General features: G+C 64.2%; 6 protein-coding genes. 4 read left to right on the forward strand and 2 right to left on the reverse strand.

What is annotated here, in order from left to right:
- Position 1: 1 nt before the first annotated feature.
- Genes ABNP31_RS17915 through ABNP31_RS17925 form a run of 3 tightly spaced genes read left to right on the forward strand, consistent with a single transcriptional unit; the run spans position 2 to position 2,685 of the window.
- A complete protein-coding gene (locus ABNP31_RS17915; RefSeq protein ID WP_350012613.1) occupies positions 2-1,204 on the forward strand; it encodes a YcaO-like family protein in 1,203 nt (400 codons plus the stop codon).
- Positions 1,201-1,956 carry a hypothetical protein gene (locus ABNP31_RS17920; RefSeq protein WP_350012614.1) on the forward strand — a complete coding sequence of 252 codons (756 nt, stop codon included), beginning with the start codon at positions 1,201-1,203 and terminating at the stop codon, positions 1,954-1,956. Before ABNP31_RS17915 ends, ABNP31_RS17920 begins: the two co-directional genes overlap by 4 nt.
- A complete protein-coding gene (locus tag ABNP31_RS17925) occupies positions 1,957-2,685 on the forward strand; it encodes an ATP-binding cassette domain-containing protein (RefSeq protein WP_085664023.1) in 729 nt (242 codons plus the stop codon).
- Positions 2,686-2,901: 216 nt separating this feature from the next.
- Here the strand turns inward: ABNP31_RS17925 and ABNP31_RS17930 are convergent, their stop codons facing one another.
- Complete coding sequence (locus ABNP31_RS17930) at positions 2,902-15,855, reverse strand: non-ribosomal peptide synthetase (RefSeq protein ID WP_350012615.1); 12,954 nt, start codon at positions 15,853-15,855, stop codon at positions 2,902-2,904.
- 317 nt (positions 15,856-16,172) lie between these two features.
- Here ABNP31_RS17930 and ABNP31_RS17935 point away from each other — a divergent pair, with 317 nt between their 5' ends.
- Positions 16,173-16,703, forward strand: a complete 531-nt coding sequence (locus ABNP31_RS17935) for an RNA polymerase factor sigma-70 (protein ID WP_015271130.1) — start codon at positions 16,173-16,175, stop codon at positions 16,701-16,703.
- Positions 16,704-16,834: 131 nt separating this feature from the next.
- Here the strand turns inward: ABNP31_RS17935 and ABNP31_RS17940 are convergent, their stop codons facing one another.
- Positions 16,835-17,848, reverse strand: coding sequence for a GNAT family N-acetyltransferase (locus tag ABNP31_RS17940; protein WP_350012616.1), 1,014 nt, complete (start codon positions 17,846-17,848; stop codon positions 16,835-16,837).
- Positions 17,849-17,855 lie beyond the last annotated feature (7 nt).

The following is a 17,855-nucleotide window of genomic DNA, read 5'->3' on the forward strand; positions in this document are numbered from 1 at the left end:
AATGAATTTCTATAACGAGATCCATACCCCTTCGCGGGTAGATTTTGAACTCTTGCGACCGAGTGCAGTGACCCACATCCCACACACTGTAGAATGTGGCAGCCGATGGCGGACATACGGCTCAAGCAGCGACTGGTCATCTGACGTAATCAAAACAGCAATCGGTGAACACTTCGAACGTAAGCACTTCTACCTGGATGTCCCTGCCCACGACACAAACACGCTAGATGTAGGCCTTACGATCGAGGAGCACAAAGCATTTATCGAAGCGCTCTCGCAAACGGCTATGAATGGTGGAGGCAACCTACTGAAGCACCACCGTTTTGACCGCACGAATGTTTATAGGATCTCTGACTTTTCGCGCTGCCTCATACCCACCGTCTGCATTTCCATTTCACCATGCAGGAACCCCATTGACAACCAAATCTACCCGATGGGTGATACTTGTGGCTGCAGCGCGCATGTAGACATTGAAGCCGCTATCACAGGCGCGCTCAAGGAAGCCTTAGAGCGACAATTCCTTCTAAGATTTTGGCTGACTAAAACCTGTACGGCGGTGATCAAACAAGATGAGGCTTGTGCCATGCTTATGGATTGCCCCAGCCTTGAACTCTTCAGAGAGTTTGCCCAATCAGGCGAGACAATTATCCTAGACCTCACGGACGAACGCTTCCCTGGCAGTTGCATATTATTCTGCTATGGCAACAAGCACAACAAAGACGCAAAAGTTAGATTTTGCGCAGGCATGGCGTATGCCGACACACCTGGCAACGCACTAAAAAAGGCTACAGTCGAGTTATGGCAAACATTTCGATACATGTTATCTCTCGATAGCAGCAACTCGCAAGAAAACGACATCGAAGACCCTTATCTCAAGCACTTCATGAATTGCAACAAATACGAGACCTTCGATCAAATTTCAACTCAAATCACATCACACCGTTCCATCATCAACCGCTCACCACCCCCCTTTAACTGCCAAAACCTGATCAACACTATCAGACGTCTCAACCTTGATGGCTACCTCTATTTATCACACATGCCCGCAGCCCGATCAAACCTGTATTTTTGCAAATACATATCGCCAAACCTATTCCTTCACATGAACAACTCCTTCTCCTTCAACACACTAAACAACTATTCTCGAACCTTTTATAAATCCATCATCCCAGAACAACTAACCCAAATGGTACCTTTCCCATGACCCTCCAAGGACCACATACCGTAACGCGAACAAAACAGATCTTCTCTGTCGCCAAGATATTGCTACTTGAGCATCTGCGAGAACCCACAGCATTGCTGTGGACTGCTGCAGTACCCTGTTTGATGTTTGTATTGCTTAGGCAAAACTCCTCACTCACAGTCCCATCAGACTCAACATATACATCCTCTGCTGCTTGGTTTTACGCCTACATCGCTGCAAACGTCGCCTTCTTTGGCCTCAGTTTCTACCTGATCGGCAGACGAGAAAGCGGCTTCGTACGTTCATTCATCTACCAACGAGAGGCGATCACGCTTTTCCTTACATCACACGCCGTCAGCTATACGCTGGTCAGCGTCATATACGCTAGTTTCTTCTACTTCATTTCCAAACCACTTTACGGTCTCTATTCGCTGCCGGAATTCCTGCATCTCACAGCCGCGTTCTATACAAGCTATATGATATTTTCCTGCATCGGCCTGGCCATCGCCGCGATGCCGATTAAATTCAGTACTGCCGGCACATTATTCTCGCTTCTTTCATTCCTTATGCTCCTTTCTGGTTACTTGGGTGCCACACAAGCAAATGACACTCATTGGTTAGCCTTGATCAACCCCTTGCACTTAAGCACAAAAATAATAAACGGAGAGTTACCACTCGCCACCAGCTTTTTCGCAGCCTTTGTCAGCTCAACAGCCGGACTCTATTTGACAGGACGACTGTTTAGAATCCAACCCATCTGGAGTCGATATTAAGTGAACCTACTAAACATCAACAATCTCAGCTTCTCGCACATCAAAAAACCATTATTACAGAACATCACACTAAACCTAAAAAAAGGAGAAGCAGTCGGCATACTGGGTAGTAACGGGGCGGGCAAAACAACGCTTTTCGACCTGATCTGCAACATCAGAAAACCAAGCAACGGCACAATCATAAATTCATCCAGACAGCAGGCTTATCTGACTCAAGTACTGACACCACCGCCCTTGCTCAGGATGAGCGAAGTCTACCAACTGATTACACATTTAAACTCCAGATCTGCACCGGATCACTGCGAGGTGCTTTCGCGCCTCTCTGAATGGTCACCTTCCCTGTCGAAACGGTATGCTGAAATCTACAAAAAGAAGGCATCTACTTGCAGCTATGGCGAAGTCCGGAGTTTTGTCACACTGACGCTACTGCTCATGGGCAGCGACCTGATCATCCTCGACGAGCCGACTGCGGGGGTAGACCCAGAATTCAGACACCACATATGGCTAGGTATAAAAAACGCGTGCAAAAACGGGGCTAGTGTTTTGATTTCATCTCACTATACCGAGGAAATTGCCACAAACTGCCATCGTTTCTACATGCTCGCTCATCAACACCTCGAGCCATTTGAGAATGCTCATGAGTTTCTCGCTCGCTACCATGCGGACTCTTATGATGAAGCATTCATCAATGCGTCGATGTCGCAGGAAAAAATCGGGGCCGCATCATGATGGCGAAGAACCATGGGAAAGATGGGCTTGCAGGTATGGCACCGGCTGCGCCGGAGTTCGCGGGCATGCCCGCTCCCACAGGTACAGCGCCAAACCTCGAAAACAACGCCGTATCTGTAGGAGCGGCCTTGTGTCGCGAAAGGGCCGCATAGCGGCCCCAGCAATTTCAACTTTTGTGCACCAATCCTGGGGCGGTGCAGGCCTCACCCGCTCAGGTCACAACCCCTCCAGCTCAGCCATCAGGTCACTGAGCCGGTCGACCTTGTCGTCATCCAGCACACTGCCTTGCAACCCCTGCACATACACCGCCAGTTCCTCCACGGTGCTGCACTCGAACATCGCCCGCAACGGCACGTTCAACTGCAACTGCTTCTGCACCCGCGAGGCGATCTGGGTGGCCAGCAGCGAATGCCCGCCCAGCTCGAAGAAGTTGTCGTGCACCCCGACCCGCTCGGCCTTGAGCACATCGGCCCAGATACCGGCCAGTACCTCTTCCAGCTCGTTGCGCGGCGCCTGGTAGGCATGGCTGTGCTGGCCACCGATGTCGATGGCCGGCAAGGCCTTGCGGTCGAGCTTGCCGTTGGCGTTGTGCGGCAGGCTGTCGAACCAGCCCCAGTGCAGTGGCACCATGTACTCCGGCAACTCGGCACGCAGGCGCTGCTTGAGCTGTTCCAGCAACGCAGCGTCGGCTGCAACGCCCTGATGCGCCACCAGGTAACCCACCAGGTGCTTGCCATTGACGCCCTCCTGCACGCCAACGGCAGCGTCGCGGAGCTCCGGCTGTTCGTGCAGGCGGGCTTCGATTTCGCCCAGTTCGATGCGGTAGCCGCGAATCTTCACCTGATGGTCGATGCGCCCGACATACTCCAGCACCCCGTCCGGGCGCTGCCGCGCCAGGTCGCCGGTGCGGTACAGGCGTTCGCCCGGTGCACCATGAGGATGGGGAATGAACGCCAGCGCCGTACGCACCGGGTCGCCGACATAGCCACGGCCCACGCCGGTGCCGGCCACGCACAACTCACCTGTCGCACCCAGTGGCACCAGCGCCTGGTCCTCGCCGAACAGATACAGGCGGTTGTTGTCGGTCGGCGTGCCGATCGGCAGGTAGCTGCCACGGGTCGAGGCGGAATCGACGCGGAAGAACGCCACGTCATCGGAGCACTCCGCCGGGCCGTAGGCGTTGACCAGGCCGATCCGCGGGTAACGCTGCAGCCACTGCGCCGCCAGCTCCGGTGGCATGGCTTCGCCGGTCGGCAGCATCCAGCGCAGGCCATCGAGGGCCTGGTGGTCGTTGGCCAGCATGCCCTGGATCAGCGACGGCACGCTCTCCAGCACGCTGATGCCGGTGGCCTGCACATGCGCCAGCAGGCCCTGCGGGTCATGGGCGATGGCGTTCGGCACGATCTCCACCCTGGCGCCGAACAGCGGCGCGGCAAGGAACTGCCACACCGAAATGTCGAAGCTCTGCGAGGCCGTCTGGGCGATCACGTCCTGCTCGCCGAGCGCCAGGTACGGCACCTTGCTCAGCTGGTTGTTGAGCATGCCGCGCTGCTCGACCATCACCCCCTTCGGCAAGCCGGTGGAGCCTGAGGTGTAGATCACATAGGCGAGGTTATCCGGCCCGCTGTGAATGCCGGGATTGTGGCTGGCCACCGGGCTGGCCTGGATGTCTTCCCAGACCAGTAGCTGCGGCCGTGCCGCCACTGCAAGCTGGTCCAGCAACTGCCGCCCTTGCCCGGCACAGGCCGCGCTGCACACCAGCACGGGTGTACGGCTGAGCTCGATGATGCTTTGCAGGCGCGCCGCCGGCAGGCCCGGGTCCAGTGGCAGGTAGCCGGCGCCGGCCTTGAAGCTGCCGACGATCATGCCCAGCAGCGGTAGCCCACGCTCGGCCAGCAGTGCCACCGGCTGGTCCAGGTTCACACCCGCCGCGATCAAGGCATGGCCCAGGCGGTTGGCCGCCAGGTTCAAGCCGGCGTAGTCGTAGGACGCGTCCAGGCAGCGGGCCACGGTACGTTGCGGATGCGCGGCCACCTGCGCCTCGAACTGCGCGACGTAGCTCTGTTCCAGCGGATAGGCGCGCGCGGTACGGTTGCAGTCCTCCAGCAAGAAACGCTGCTCCTCGGCGCCCAGCAACGGCAGTGCGCTCATCTCCCCTTCAAAGCCTTGCACCAGCGCCAGCAGCAGGCGCTTGAACTCGGCCAGCAGGCGCTCGACGGTCGGGTAGTCGAAGTACCTCTGGTCGAACGACAGGTGCAGGCCAAGGTCATCGCCCGGGTAGCACACCGCTGTCAGCGGGAAGTTGGTGTGGGTACGGCCCGAGTCGGAACTGGCATTCAGGTGCTGGGCGTGGTCGAGCACGGCAGTTTCCACCGGCGCGTTCTCGAACACGAACAGGCTGTCGAACAGCGGCTGGCCCTTGGGCAGTTCGCTGCACTCCTGGATCGCCACCAGCGGCAGGTATTCATATTCGCGCAGCTCCATGTTGCGCTCCAGCAGGCCTTGCAACCACTGGCGCACACTGCAGCGCTCACCCGCCACCGGCAATTGCACGCGCAGGGCGACGCTGTTGATGAACAGGCCGACGGTACGCTGCATCTGCGGCATGCTCACCGGGCGCCCGGCCACGGTCACGCCAAAGGCCACGTCGCGGTCGCCACTGTAGCGCGCCAGTACCAGGGCCCAGGCCGCCTGGGCGAAGGTGTTGACGGTGAGCTGGTGGGCCTGGGCCAGCTCGCGCAGGCGCACGCCGTCGCTCACCGCCAGGCGCGTATAGCAGTCGCCGACGATCATGCCGCTACCGGCATGGTCGTGGCGCAGCGGGCGGTCGCTGGGGATGGGGGTGGCACGTTCGAAGCCGGCCAGGTTGGCCTGCCACCAGGCTCGCGCGTCGTCCAGGCCCTGGCGTTGCAGCCAGCCGATGTAGTCGCGGTAGCGCGGTGGCACCGGCAAGCGGGCCTGGCGCCCCTCGCCGAGGGCCTGGTAGATCTCGAAGAAATCGTTCATCAACAGCGAACGGCACCAGGCATCGATGAGGATGTGGTGGTTGCTCATCATGAACCAGTAGCGCTCGTCGGCCACACGCACCAGGCGCAGGTGGAACGGCGCCTCGCTGAGCAGGACGAAACCGGCCTCGCGTTCCTGCTTGTGCAGAGCCTGCAGGCGCTGCTCCTGGGCGTCGTCGTCGAGGCCACGCCAGTCCTGGTAGTCCACCGGCGTGTTGCCCGGCTTGTGGATGATCTGCAGCATCGCCTCGCCGGTGTTCCAGCTGAACGATGCGCGTAGCGCTTCGTGGCGCGCCACCACCGCCTGCCACGCCTGGGCGAAGCGTTCGGGGTCGAGCGCGCTGTTGATGCGGTAGCGGTCCTGCATGTAGTAGAGGCCGGTGCCCGGCTCCAGCAGGGTGTGCAGCAGCATGCCCTCCTGCATCGGCGTCAGCGGGTAGACGTCCTCGATCTGCGCGGCCGGTACCGGTAGCGCGTCGATCTGCGCCTGAGTCAGGTGCGCCAGCGGGAAGTCCGATGGCGTGAAACTGCCGTTGCCATCCGCCAGGCAATGCTCGACCAGCGCCAGCAGCTCCAGGCGATAGGCTTCGGCCAGGCTGGCGATGGTCCGCTCGTCGTAGCGTTCGGCACTGAAGGTCCAGCGCAGTTGCAGGGCGCCGCCATACACCTGGCCATCGACACTCAGCCAGTTGGGCAGCGGTGCATCGAGATCGTGGGCCAGGCCGGCCGGGGCGTCCAGCGGCTGGAACAGGGCTGTGCTGTCGAACTGCTGGTCGAACTGGCCCAGGTAGTTGAAGGTGATGCGTGCCTGCGGCAGGGCCGCCATCTGCTCGCGCCCTGCCGTATCGGCCAGGTAGCGCAGCACGCCGTAGCCCAGCCCTTTGTGCGGCACCTGGCGCAGCTGCTCCTTGATGCGCTTGATCGAGCCTGCCCGCGCCGCATCGTCCTCGCCTGGCAGCGGGCGCAGGCTCAGCGGGTAGGCGTTGGTGAACCAGCCGACGCTGCGGGTCAGGTCCATGTCTTCGAACAGCCCGTCACGGCCATGGCCCTCAAGCTGTACCAGCACTTCTTCATCGCCGCTCCAGCGGCACAGGGCACGCGCCAGCGCGGTCAGCAGCAGGTCGTTGACCTGGGTGTGATAGGCCGCCGGAGCCTGCTGCAGCAACTGCCGGGTCTGCGCCACATCCAGGCCGATGACCAGGGTACGGGCGTGGCGGTGCAGGTTGCCGCCCTGCGGGTGATCACATGGCAGTTCACGGCGCACGCCACCCAACTGGCCTTGCCACCAGCCCAGCTCGTCGCGCAGCGAATCGCTGCCGGCATAGCTGGCCAGGCGTGCGGCCCAGTCGCCCATGGCGTGGGTCTTGGCCGGCAGCGGCTGGCCACGGTACAGCGCCTGCAGGTCTTCCAGCAGCACGCGCCACGACACGCCATCGACCACCAGGTGATGGATCGCCAGCAACAGGCGCTGGCCGCCCTGCCCGTCATTTACCAGCAAGGCGCGCAACAGTGGGCCCTGCTCCAGGTCGAGGCTGCGTTGCAGGTCGGTGTACAGCGGTTGGCAATCGGCGAAGTCGGCGACCGTGGCTGTCCACAGTAACTGCCCGGTGGCAGGCGAAGCATATTCGGCCTGCCAGCGGCCCTGGGCCATGCCAAAGCGCAGGCGCAGGCTGTCGTGGTGCTGCACCAGGCCGGCCAAGGCTCGCTCCAGTACCCCCTCATCCAGCGGCTTGCGCGCCTCCAGCAGAACAGCCTGGTTCCAGTGCTGCGGCTGTGGCACTTCACTGTCGAAGAACCAATGCTGGATCGGCGTGAGGCCGGTCTGACCCTGGCGCTGGCCCTGTTCGATGCTGCTGGCGGCTTCGCTGCGCTGAACGATGGCGGCCAGGGTCTGGATGGTCTGATGCTGGAACAGGTCGCGCGGGGTGAACTGCAAGCCGGCCTGACGAGCCCGGCTGACCACCTGGATCGACAGGATCGAGTCGCCGCCCAGTTCGAAGAAGTTGTCCTGCACGCCGACCCGGGCAACGTTGAGCACGTCGCGCCAGATCTGCGCCAGTTGCGCTTCCACCTCGTTGCCAGGCGCCTGGTACTGCTGGCGTGCCTGCTCCAGGTCCGGCAGCGGCAGCGCACGGCGGTCGAGCTTGCCGTTGCCCATCAGCGGCAGGCTGTCGAGCAGCACCAGGTGCGCCGGCACCATGTAGTCCGGCAGGTGCTGGCGGGCATCGGCTTTCACCGCGTCGCGCAGCAGGCCCTGGGCCTCGCTGTCGGCAGCGGCCTGCCCGCACACCAGGTAACCCACCAGTTGCTTGCCGCCCGGCAGGTCGAGGGCCAGCACCACAGCTTCGTCGACATCGGCATGCGCCTGCAGGCGGCTTTCGATTTCGCCCAGTTCGATACGAAAACCGCGAATCTTCACCTGCTGGTCGGCGCGGCCGACGTACTCGACCAGGCCATCGCTGCCCAGGCGCACCAGGTCACCGGTGCGATACAGGCGCCCGCCTTCGCTGCCGAACGGGTCGGCGACGAAGCGCTCGGCGCTAAGGCCCGGGCGGTCGTGGTAACCCTGGGCCAGGCCGGCACCGCCGACATACAGCTCGCCAACACCGCCTTGCGGCAACAGGGCAAGGTCTTCGTCGAGGATGTAGGCCGTGCGGCTACCGATGACGCGGCCGATCGGTACGCTGCCCAGATCCGCCGGCAGTGTCTGTGGTGCCAGGCAGGCCAGCGGCATGACCACGGTTTCGGTCGGCCCGTAGGCGTTGAAGAACTGCTGTGGCGCGAAGGCCTGGCGGATGCGCTGCAGGTGTTCGCCGGTCAGCGCTTCACCACCGGTAATGACCAGGCGCACTGGCAACTGTTCGCCCTGCCCGGCCAGGTACTGGGCCAACTGGCTACCGTAGCTGGGCGTGAAGCCGAGGATGCTCACCTGCTGCTCGCGCACCAGCTGGCAGATGTCTTCGGCGCCCCACTGCCCCTGGGCGCGCAGCACCACGCGGGCGCCACACAGCAGTGGCACCCACAGGCGTTCGCTGGCGGCGTCGAAATTGATCGAATAGAAGTGCAGCTCGCAGTCATCGCTGCGCATGCCGAACGCGTCGATCACCGCCTGGCAATGCATGGCGAACTCGCCGTGGCTGACTACCACGCCCTTGGGCTTGCCGGTGGAACCGGAGGTGTAGATCAGGTAGGCCTGGTGCTGCGGCAGGTTGAGGTTGTCCAGCGGCGCATCGCTGTAGGCCGACAGGCTGGCGCTGTCGTCCTCCAGGCTCCAGCGCGCCACGCCTTCGGGCAACTGCCCCAGGGTTTGCAGCAGCGTGCGCTGGCTGAGCAGCAGGCCGATGCGGCTGTCTTCGATCATGTAGCGCAGGCGGTCGAGCGGGTATTCGGGGTCGAGCGGCACGTAGGCGCCACCGGCCTTGAGGATGGCCAGCAGGCCGACGACCATTTCCAGCGAACGCTCCAGCGCCAGGCCCACACGCACCTGCGGGCCGACGCCACGCTCGCGCAGGGCGCGGGCCAGGCGGTTGGCCTGCTGGTCGAGTTCGGCATAGGTCATGTGCCGGCCGGCGAAGGTCAACGCGCCAGCGTGTGGCGTGCGCGCAGCCTGGGCGGCGAACAGGCCGTGCACGGTCTGGTCGAGAGCGAGACCCTGCTCGCCCTGCAACTGGCCCGCCAGCAGCTGCTGCTCGGCGCTGCTCAGCATCGGCAGCTCGCACAGGCGTTGTTGCGGGTTGTCGAGCAGGCCCGCCAGCAATTGCTGCCAGTGCTCGGCCATGCGTGCGATGCGTGGCTCGTCGAACAGGTCACGGCTGTAGGTCAGGCAGCAACCCAGGCGGCCGTCGAGGTCGGTCACCTCCAGGTACAGGTCGAACTTGGTGGCGCTGGCGTCGTTGACCAGGTAATCCACCTGCATGCCGGCAAGCTGGCGGCTTTGCTGGAAGGCCCAGCGCTGCACGTTGCACATCACCTGGAACAGCGGGTTGTAGGCGCTGCTGCGCGGTGGCTGCAGGGCTTCCACCAGCTGGTCGAACGGCAGGTCCTGGTGCGACTGGCCTTCGATGGCAACCTGGCGTACCTGCTCCAGCAACTGTGCGACGCTCATCTGGCCGTCCAGCTCGCAACGCAGCACCTGGGTGTTGAGGAACGCGCCAATCAGCCCTTCGCTTTCCGGGCGGATGCGGTTGGCCACCGGCGCGCCAATGCGCAGGTCACGCTGGCCGCTGTAGCGGTGCAGCAAGGCGGCCAGGGTGGCAGTCATGGTCATGAACAGGGTCAGGCCGCGCTGGCTGTTGAAGGCATGCACGCGGGCGACCAGCGCCGGGTCGAGCTCGAAGCGGTACAGCTCGCCACGGTGGGTCTGCACTGCCGGGCGCGGGCGGTCGGCAGGCAGCGCCAGCACCGGGTGTTCATCGCCCAGGCGGGCCTGCCAGTAGGCCAGCTGGCGGGCGCCCTCGCCGCTTTCCAGCCATTGCCGTTGCCACACGCTGTAGTCCAGATACTGCACCGGCAGCGGCGCCAACGGCGATTCGCGGTCATCGACGAAGGCCTCGTACAGCTCGCCCAGTTCGCGGGCGAAGATGTCCATGGCCCAGCCTTCGGTGACGATATGGTGCAGGGTCAGCACGAAGAAGTGCTCGCGCTCTTGGGCTTTGACCAGACAGGCACGCAGCAACGGACCGCGCTCCAGGTCGAACGGCTGGTGCGCCTGGTCGTCGGCCAGTTGCTGCAGGCGTTGTTGGCGGGCATCGGCGGGCAAGGCGCTGAAGTCCTGCCAGTCGAGGTGCAGGCTGCTGTTTTCGGCCACGCACTGATACGGCACGCCATCGATGCTGGGGAAGGTGGTGCGCAGGGTTTCGTGGCGCACCACCAGCGCCTGCAACGCACGCTCGAAGGCATCCACATGCAGGGTGCCGCGCAGGCGCGCCATGCCGCCGACGTTGTACGCCGGGCTGCCCGGCTCCATTTGCCAGAGGAACCACATGCGCTGCTGGGAGTACGACAGCGGCACCGCCTGGCGGCGGTCGACGCGGGTGATTGCGCCTTGCAGATTGCGCTCACCGGCGGCACGGATACGCGTGATCTCGGCACAGAAGGCGCCCAGCTCGCTGGCGTCGAACAGGGCCTTGAGCGGCAGCTCGACATCGCAGGCCTGACGCGTGCGCGAGACAATTTGAGTGGCCAGCAGCGAATGGCCGCCGAGGGCGAAGAAGTCATCCTGCAGGCCAACGCGCGGCAGGTTCAGCACTTCACGCCAGATGGCAGCGACCTGCTGCTGCAACTCGGTTTGCGGCTCGATGTGCTCCCGCTGCTGCCACACCGGGGCCGGCAACGCCTTGCGGTCGACCTTGCCGCTGGGGCCCAGCGGCATCTGCGCCAGCGGGATGAGTTGTGCCGGCACCATGTACGCCGGTAGTTGTTCAGCCAGCACCGTCAGCAATGCATCTGGCTGGGCGCTGCCACTGTAGTAGCCGACCAGTTGCGCGCCTACGGCATCCTTGTGAATCAGCACCAGCGCCTGTTCGACCCCCGCTTGCGCCAGCAGGCAGGCCTGGACTTCCTCGGGTTCGACACGGAAGCCACGCACCTTGACCTGCTGGTCGAGGCGGCCAAGGTATTCCAGCGCCTCGGTCTGCACCTGCCAGCGGGCGCGGTCGCCACTGCGGTACAGGCGCTCGCCATTGCCGTCGGCCCGGGGCACGAAGCGCTCGGCGGTGAGGCCCGGGCGACCCAGGTAGCCACGGGCCAGGCCTGCACCGCCAAGGTACAGCTCGCCCGGCACACCGGGGGCGGTCAGTTCCAGTTCGTCGTCCAGCACACGGCACAGCACATTGCCCAGCGGGCGGCCGATCGGCGAGCGTTCGCCATCGGTGGCCTGGCAGTGCCAGTGGGTGACGTTGATGGCGGTTTCGGTCGGGCCATAGCGGTTGTGCAACTGCACCTGTGGCAGCACCTGCAGCACGCGGTCACGCAGTGCCGCGGACAGCGCTTCGCCACCGGAGAACAGCCGGCGCAGGCTGCTGCAGGCACCCGCCTGCGGCTCCTGTACGAACACCTGCAACAGCGGCGGCACGAAGTGCAGCGTGGTCACGCCATGGGCCTGCACCAGCGCGGCGATGCGCTGCGGGTCGCGGTGCTCGCCAGGGCCGGCGAGCACCAGCTTGCAACCGGTCACCAGTGGCCAGAAGCATTCCCACACCGAAACGTCGAAGCTGATCGGCGCCTTCTGCATCAGCACGTCGCTGTCGTCCAGCACATAGCTGGCCTGCATCCATTGCAGGCGCTCGGCCAGTGCCGCGTGGGTATTGCCCACGCCCTTGGGCTGGCCGGTGGAGCCGGAGGTGTAGATCACATAAGCCAGGTTGTCGCCATGCAGGTGCAACCCGGGGGCATGGCTTGGCCAGCTGTCCAGGTGCAGCTGGTCGAGGGCGATGGCGCTGACGCCGTCCACCTGTGGCAGCTTGCCCAGCAGGTTGCTGTGGCTCAGCAACAGGCCAGCGTTGCAGTCGGCGAGCATGTAGGCCAGGCGCTCGGCCGGGTAATCGACGTCCAGCGGCACATAGGCACCACCGGCCTTGAGAATGGCCAACAGGCCCACCAGCAGCTGCGGCGAACGCTCGACGGCGATGGCCACGCAGGTGTCGGGGCCGACGCCTTTGTCACGCAGGTAGTGGGCCAGACGGTTGGCTTGCTGGTGCAACTCGGCGTAATCCAGGCTGCCACCGTCCCACACCAGGGCGGTGCGCTGCGGGGTCAGGCGTGCCTGGTCATTGAGCTGCTCGACCAGCAGGCGCTGCGGCGCCGCAGCGGGTGCCTCGCCCCAGCTCAGCAGTTGCGCGCGGCCAGGCTCGTCGAGCAATTGCACCTCGCCCAGCGCCCGCTGCGGCCCGGCACACACCTGCTCGAGCAGGGCCAGCAGGTGCTGGGCCAGGCGCTTGACGGTGCTGGCATCGAACAATTCGGCGGCATAGTCGAAGGCCAGGCTCAGGCGGCCCTGGTGGTCTTCTTCACTGTGCAGCTGCAAGTCGAACTTGGCTTCGCGACTGTGCCACGGCAGCTCTTCGGCCAGCAGGCCCGGCAGGCGGCGCAGGGCAGACAGGTCACGTTGCTGGTGGTTGAACATGACCTGGAACAGGCCTTGCTCGCGAGCCTCGGGCAAGGCTTCGAGCAGTTGCTCGAACGGCAGGTCCTGGTTGGCCTGGGCATCCAGGGTGGCCCGGCGCACCTGGGCCAGCAACTGGTCGAACGGCAGGCGGCCATCGAGTTGCGCACGCAGTACCTGGGTGTTGATGAAGAAGCCGACCATGCCTTGGGTTTCCAGGCGCGGGCGGTTGGCGTTGGGCACGCCGACACGGATATCGGCCTGGCCACTGTAGCGGTGCAACAGCGCCTGCCAGCCGGCCAGAAGCACCATGAACAGGCTGGCCTGCTGTTCGCGGGCCAGGCCCTTGAGCGCTTCGGTGAGCCTGGCCGGTACCTTGAGGTTGAAGCGGGCGGCGCGGTGGTCGCGCTGGCTGGTGCGCGGGTGGTCGGTGCACAGGTCGAGCACCGGCAGTTCATCCCCCAGATGCGCCTGCCAGTACTGCAGCTGACGCTCGGCTTCGCCTGCGGCCAGCCACTGTCGCTGCCAGGTGCCGTAGTCGGCATAACCCAGGGTCAGCGGTGCCAGGTTGGCCTCGAGACCCTGGCAATGGGCGGCGTACAGTTTGGCGAATTCGTCGAGCAGGATGTTCAGCGACCAGCCGTCGGCGACGATATGGTGCAGGGTCACCCACAGTTGATGGTGTTCATCGTCCAGGCGCACCAGGGTCACCCGCAGCAACGGCCCCCGGGTCAGGTCGAACGGCTGGCGAGCTTCGGTTTCACGCTGGGCGGCGACCTGTTCGGCGGCCTGGCCTTCGAGGTCCAGGCGGCGAAGGTCGAACGGCTGCTGCGCCTGGATGCGCTGCAGGGCCTGGCCGTTCTCTTCGGCAAACAGGGTACGCAGCGATTCATGGCGCGCCACCAGCGCCTGGAAGGCCGCTTCCAGTGCGTTTTCGTCCAGCTCACCGCGCAACTGCAGGCCGGCCGGAATGTTGTAGGCCGCCGACTGCGGGTCCAACTGCCACAGCAGCCACAGGCGGTTTTGCGCCAGCGACTGGGGTAGCGCCTGGGTGCGTTCCAGGGTAGCGATGGTGCCGACCCGGCCACCGCCTTCGGCGATGATCGCGGCCACGGCCTTGGCGTAGTCAGCCAGTATCGGCGCCTCGAACAGGGTGCGCAGGCCCAGCTCGATGCCCAATTCATCGGCCAGGCGTGCGGTGGCGTGGGTAGCGGCGATGGAGTTGCCACCCAGCAGCAGGAAGTGGTCGTCTGCCGCTACCGCCTCGACCTTGAGGATGTCGCGCCACACCCCGGCGATGCGCGTCTCCAGCTCATCGCCGGCGGCGTCCGTGGCAACGGGCTCGCCCACCTCAGGGAAGCGGGCGTAGCAGTCCAGGCTGCCATCGTCCATGCGCAGGCGGCAGGCCGAACGCTGCAGCTTGCCGCTGGAGGTCTTGGGTAGCGCCCCCGGGTTCAGCAGCAGGACCACGGCCGGGGCCTGGCGGCAGGCGTCGGCGATCACCTGACGCAGGGTCTTGATCAGCTCCCGGGGCTTGATTGCCTTCTGCACGTTGCGGCTGATTTCCACCGCCACGCCAATGCCCTCCTCGCCTTGCTGCTCGACGGCGAACACTGCCACCCGGCCTTTGCGCAGCACCTCCACTTCGCGCTCGAGGGTCTTTTCCAGGTCTTGCGGGTACAGGTTCTGCCCGCGCACGATCAGCATGTCCTTCAGGCGCCCGGTGACGAACACTTCACCTTCGCGCATGAAGCCCAGGTCGCCGGTACGCAGCCAAGTCTGGCCGTCCATCTCGACGAAGGTGCGGGCGCTGGCCTCGGGGTTGCGCCAGTAGCCCAGGGCGATGCTCGGGCCACCGGCCCAGATCTCGCCCACCTGGTTGTCGCCCAGCACCTGCAGGCGTTGTGGTTCGACAATGCGCACGGCATGCCCGGGCTGCGGGTAGCCACAGCTCATCAGCACACTGCCCTTGCCAGGTTCCGCACGGTTGTCGGCAAAGGCTTCGGCGTCCAGCTCCAGCGCGGCGATGCCCTGGCCACGGCGGCTGCCGCTGACGAACAGGGTCGCCTCGGCCAGGCCGTAGCTGGCGAAGAAGCTCTGCGGGTCGAAGCCGCAGGCCTGGAACTTGTCGGCAAAGGCCGCCAGGCTGTCCTGGCGGATTGGCTCGGAGCCGGAATAGGCCACCCGCCAGCGGCTCAGGTCGAGCCCGGCCAGGGAGGCCTCGCTGACCCGCTCGCTGCACAACCGGTAGGCAAAGTCGGGGCCGCCGCTGATGGTGCCGCCGTACTCGCTGATGGCCTGCAACCAGCGCAGCGGCCGGGCCAGGAAGTAGCCCGGCGACATCAGCACACAGGGCACGCCGCTGAAGATCGGCTGCAGCAGGCCGCCGATCAGGCCCATGTCGTGGTACAGCGGCAGCCAGCTGACGATCACATCGTCGGGGTTGAGGTCGATGCCAAAGCCTTGGCGGATCAGTTGTTCGTTGGCCACCAGGTTGCCATGGCTGACCTGCACGCCCTTGGGCAGTGCGGTGGAGCCGGAGGTGTACTGCAGGAAGGCGATGTCATCACCCTTGAGCGCGGGCTCGCGCCAGTTCGCAGCCAGCGCCGGGGCCAGGCCATCCACCGCCAGCAGTTCGGGGGCGTTGGCCGCCGCCAGAGCCTCCAGGCCCTGCAGGCTGTCGTGCAGGGCCGCGACGGTCAGCAGCAGGCGCGGCTCGGCGTCGTCGATGATCGACAGCAAGCGCTGCTGGTGGTGCTGGCGCGCGGACTCCGGCGGGTAGGCCGGCACCGCAATCACACCGGCATACAGGCAGCCGAAGAACGCCGCCACATAGTCTGGCCCGCTGGGGAACAACAGCACCGCGCGGTCGCCGAAGCTGGCCCGGGTTTGCAAGGCAGCGGCGATGGTGCGCGCACGCTGATCGAGGTCCCGGTAGCTGAGCACGGCCTGTTCGCCGGGAGCGTCGGCCAGAAAGCGCAAGGCGACTTTGTCCGGGGTCTGCGCGGCGCGTTGCGCCAGGGCCTGGACCAGCGAGAGCGGGAGTTCGAAGGCGTCCGTCATGGGGTGTTCCTGCCAGTGTCTGGTTGGGTCGGGCCGGCTGCTGCGCGAACGTGGGCGCAGCGGCATGTGGCGGCCTGAGGTGTACACAGGGGAACGGATGGGCGGGGGGAGAAATTAGCGTGTCATAGCACCGGCAAGGGCACCACGCAGGCCCTTTCGCGGGCAAGCCCGATGCCACAGGCTTAGAACCGAAATGCACGGTTACCAATTACATTTCGCATTTGACAATCATTATCATTCTGAATAGCTTGTCGCCCGTCGTAGGAAGCTTCCCAAATTTGGGTGCGTCCTTTCCCCTCTGTGACAAGGTGATTTCCATGGCGGAACAACTATCCACAAGTAAGTGCGATTCACCATTACTGCAGGCCTTCGTCGACAACCGCAGCATCCTGGTCAAGATCGCTGCCCGCATCACCGGCTGCCGGTCGCGCGCCGAAGATGTGGTGCAGGACGCCTTTTTCCGGCTCAGCGCCGCCCCGCAGATCACATCGTCGTTCAAGGCGCAGCTGAGCTACCTGTTCCAGATCGTGCGCAACCTGGCCATCGACCACTACCGCAAGCAGGCGATGGAGTTGAAGTACTCCGGCAGCGAGGAGGAAGGCCTGAACGTAGTCGTGCAGAACGCCTCCCCCGAAGCCACCCACATCAACCTTGCCGCGCTGGATGACATTGCCGAGGCGCTGAACGAACTGCCCCAGCGCACCCGCTATGCCTTCGAGATGTACCGCCTGCATGGCGTGCCGCAGAAGGACATTGCCAAGGAGCTGGGAGTGTCGCCGACACTGGTCAACTTCATGATCCGCGATGCGCTGGTACATTGTCGCAAGACGGCCAGTCGGCAGGCCTGAAACATTTGCCTCGAGATCGCCGGGGGCGCGTTGCACCCCTTTCGCGACACAAGGCCGCTCCTACAGAGACCGCGCCCTTAATGTAGGAGCGGCCTTGTGTCGCGATGGGCCGCACAGCGGCCCCCTGGCACTCAAGCCAATTTACACTTATCGAAAAAACGCTCCCGCCCCAGAATCATCAACGCCGCGCGCTTGTGCGGGAAGTCGAACTCCTTGTCGCAATGGAAGCACTGGTCGTGCATGTAGCCGATCATCTTGCCGTTGTCGGCACGCGGCTCGGCCACCACCCGCTGGGTGCGCGGGTCATCCAGGAACAGGTAGTGCACCAGCGCCGATAGCCAGCTGGCTACCTTGTGCGGCCCGCGGTGGCTCTCCTCCCCCACCAGCATGTGGATGCCACGGTCGTAGTCATCGGCCGGGTAGAACGGCGCAATGCGGTCTTCCTTGGCCCAATACGCCTCGAAGTAGGCAAACGGCTGGTCATCGAAGCAGCCGATCAGCGTCAGGGCATGCGGGTCGGCCTCGAGCTTGCCTAGGTATTCACGGTGCTGCGCCAGGGTGCCAGCCTCCTGCCAGAACGCCTCCACCCGCGGGTTGTTCTGCCAGCGGTTGAAGCGCTCCAGGTCATGTTCGATTTCCAAGGTACGCAGCGACACCCAACTGCCCAGGCGCGTATCGAAGCGCCGGTACACCTCGCCACGAGGCTTGGGCGCGCGGCGTGGGTGGCGCTTGCCGTTGCTGATCTGCATTTGCTGCGGGTATGCCACGCTGGCCGACTCGCCCAGCCACGGCTGTGGCAGCTGCCAGAACAGCGCTCGCTCGCACAGGTATTGGCCAGGCTGCTCGCCGGCCAGCAGCAGGCCACTGGTCAATGCCTGGGGCAACGCCTCGGGCAGGTACCAGGCCAGGCGCTGGCAGGCGGTGTCGCGGGCCAGCAGCCAATAACAGGCGGCCCACAAGGCCTGATAGGGGCGCTCGGGGCACAGCCGCTCCAGGTGAACATGCAGGGTAGCGCCCACCTCCAGGCGCAACTGGATCAGCGGGCGGCCTTCGAGGGACAGGCTCAGCCAGCTGTCGCCCTCCTCGGCACTGAGGCTGCGCCAGCGTGGCGCTGACAGGGGCTGCGAAGCGGCATCGAACGGCATGGGCTTG

Source organism: Pseudomonas asiatica (genome assembly GCF_040214835.1).
Classification (GTDB): Bacteria; Pseudomonadota; Gammaproteobacteria; order Pseudomonadales; family Pseudomonadaceae; genus Aquipseudomonas; species Aquipseudomonas putida_Z.

Bases quoted from the DNA above. Each gene is read 5' to 3' on its own strand.
- ABNP31_RS17920 (WP_350012614.1), top strand. From the start codon at position 1,201: ATGACCCTCCAAGGACCACATACCGTAACGCGAACAAAACAGATCTTC.
- ABNP31_RS17915 (WP_350012613.1), top strand. From the start codon at position 2: ATGAATTTCTATAACGAGATCCATACCCCTTCGCGGGTAGATTTTGAA.
- ABNP31_RS17940 (WP_350012616.1), bottom strand. From the start codon at position 17,848: ATGCCGTTCGATGCCGCTTCGCAGCCCCTGTCAGCGCCACGCTGGCGC.
- ABNP31_RS17935 (WP_015271130.1), top strand. From the start codon at position 16,173: ATGGCGGAACAACTATCCACAAGTAAGTGCGATTCACCATTACTGCAG.
- ABNP31_RS17930 (WP_350012615.1), bottom strand. From the start codon at position 15,855: ATGACGGACGCCTTCGAACTCCCGCTCTCGCTGGTCCAGGCCCTGGCG.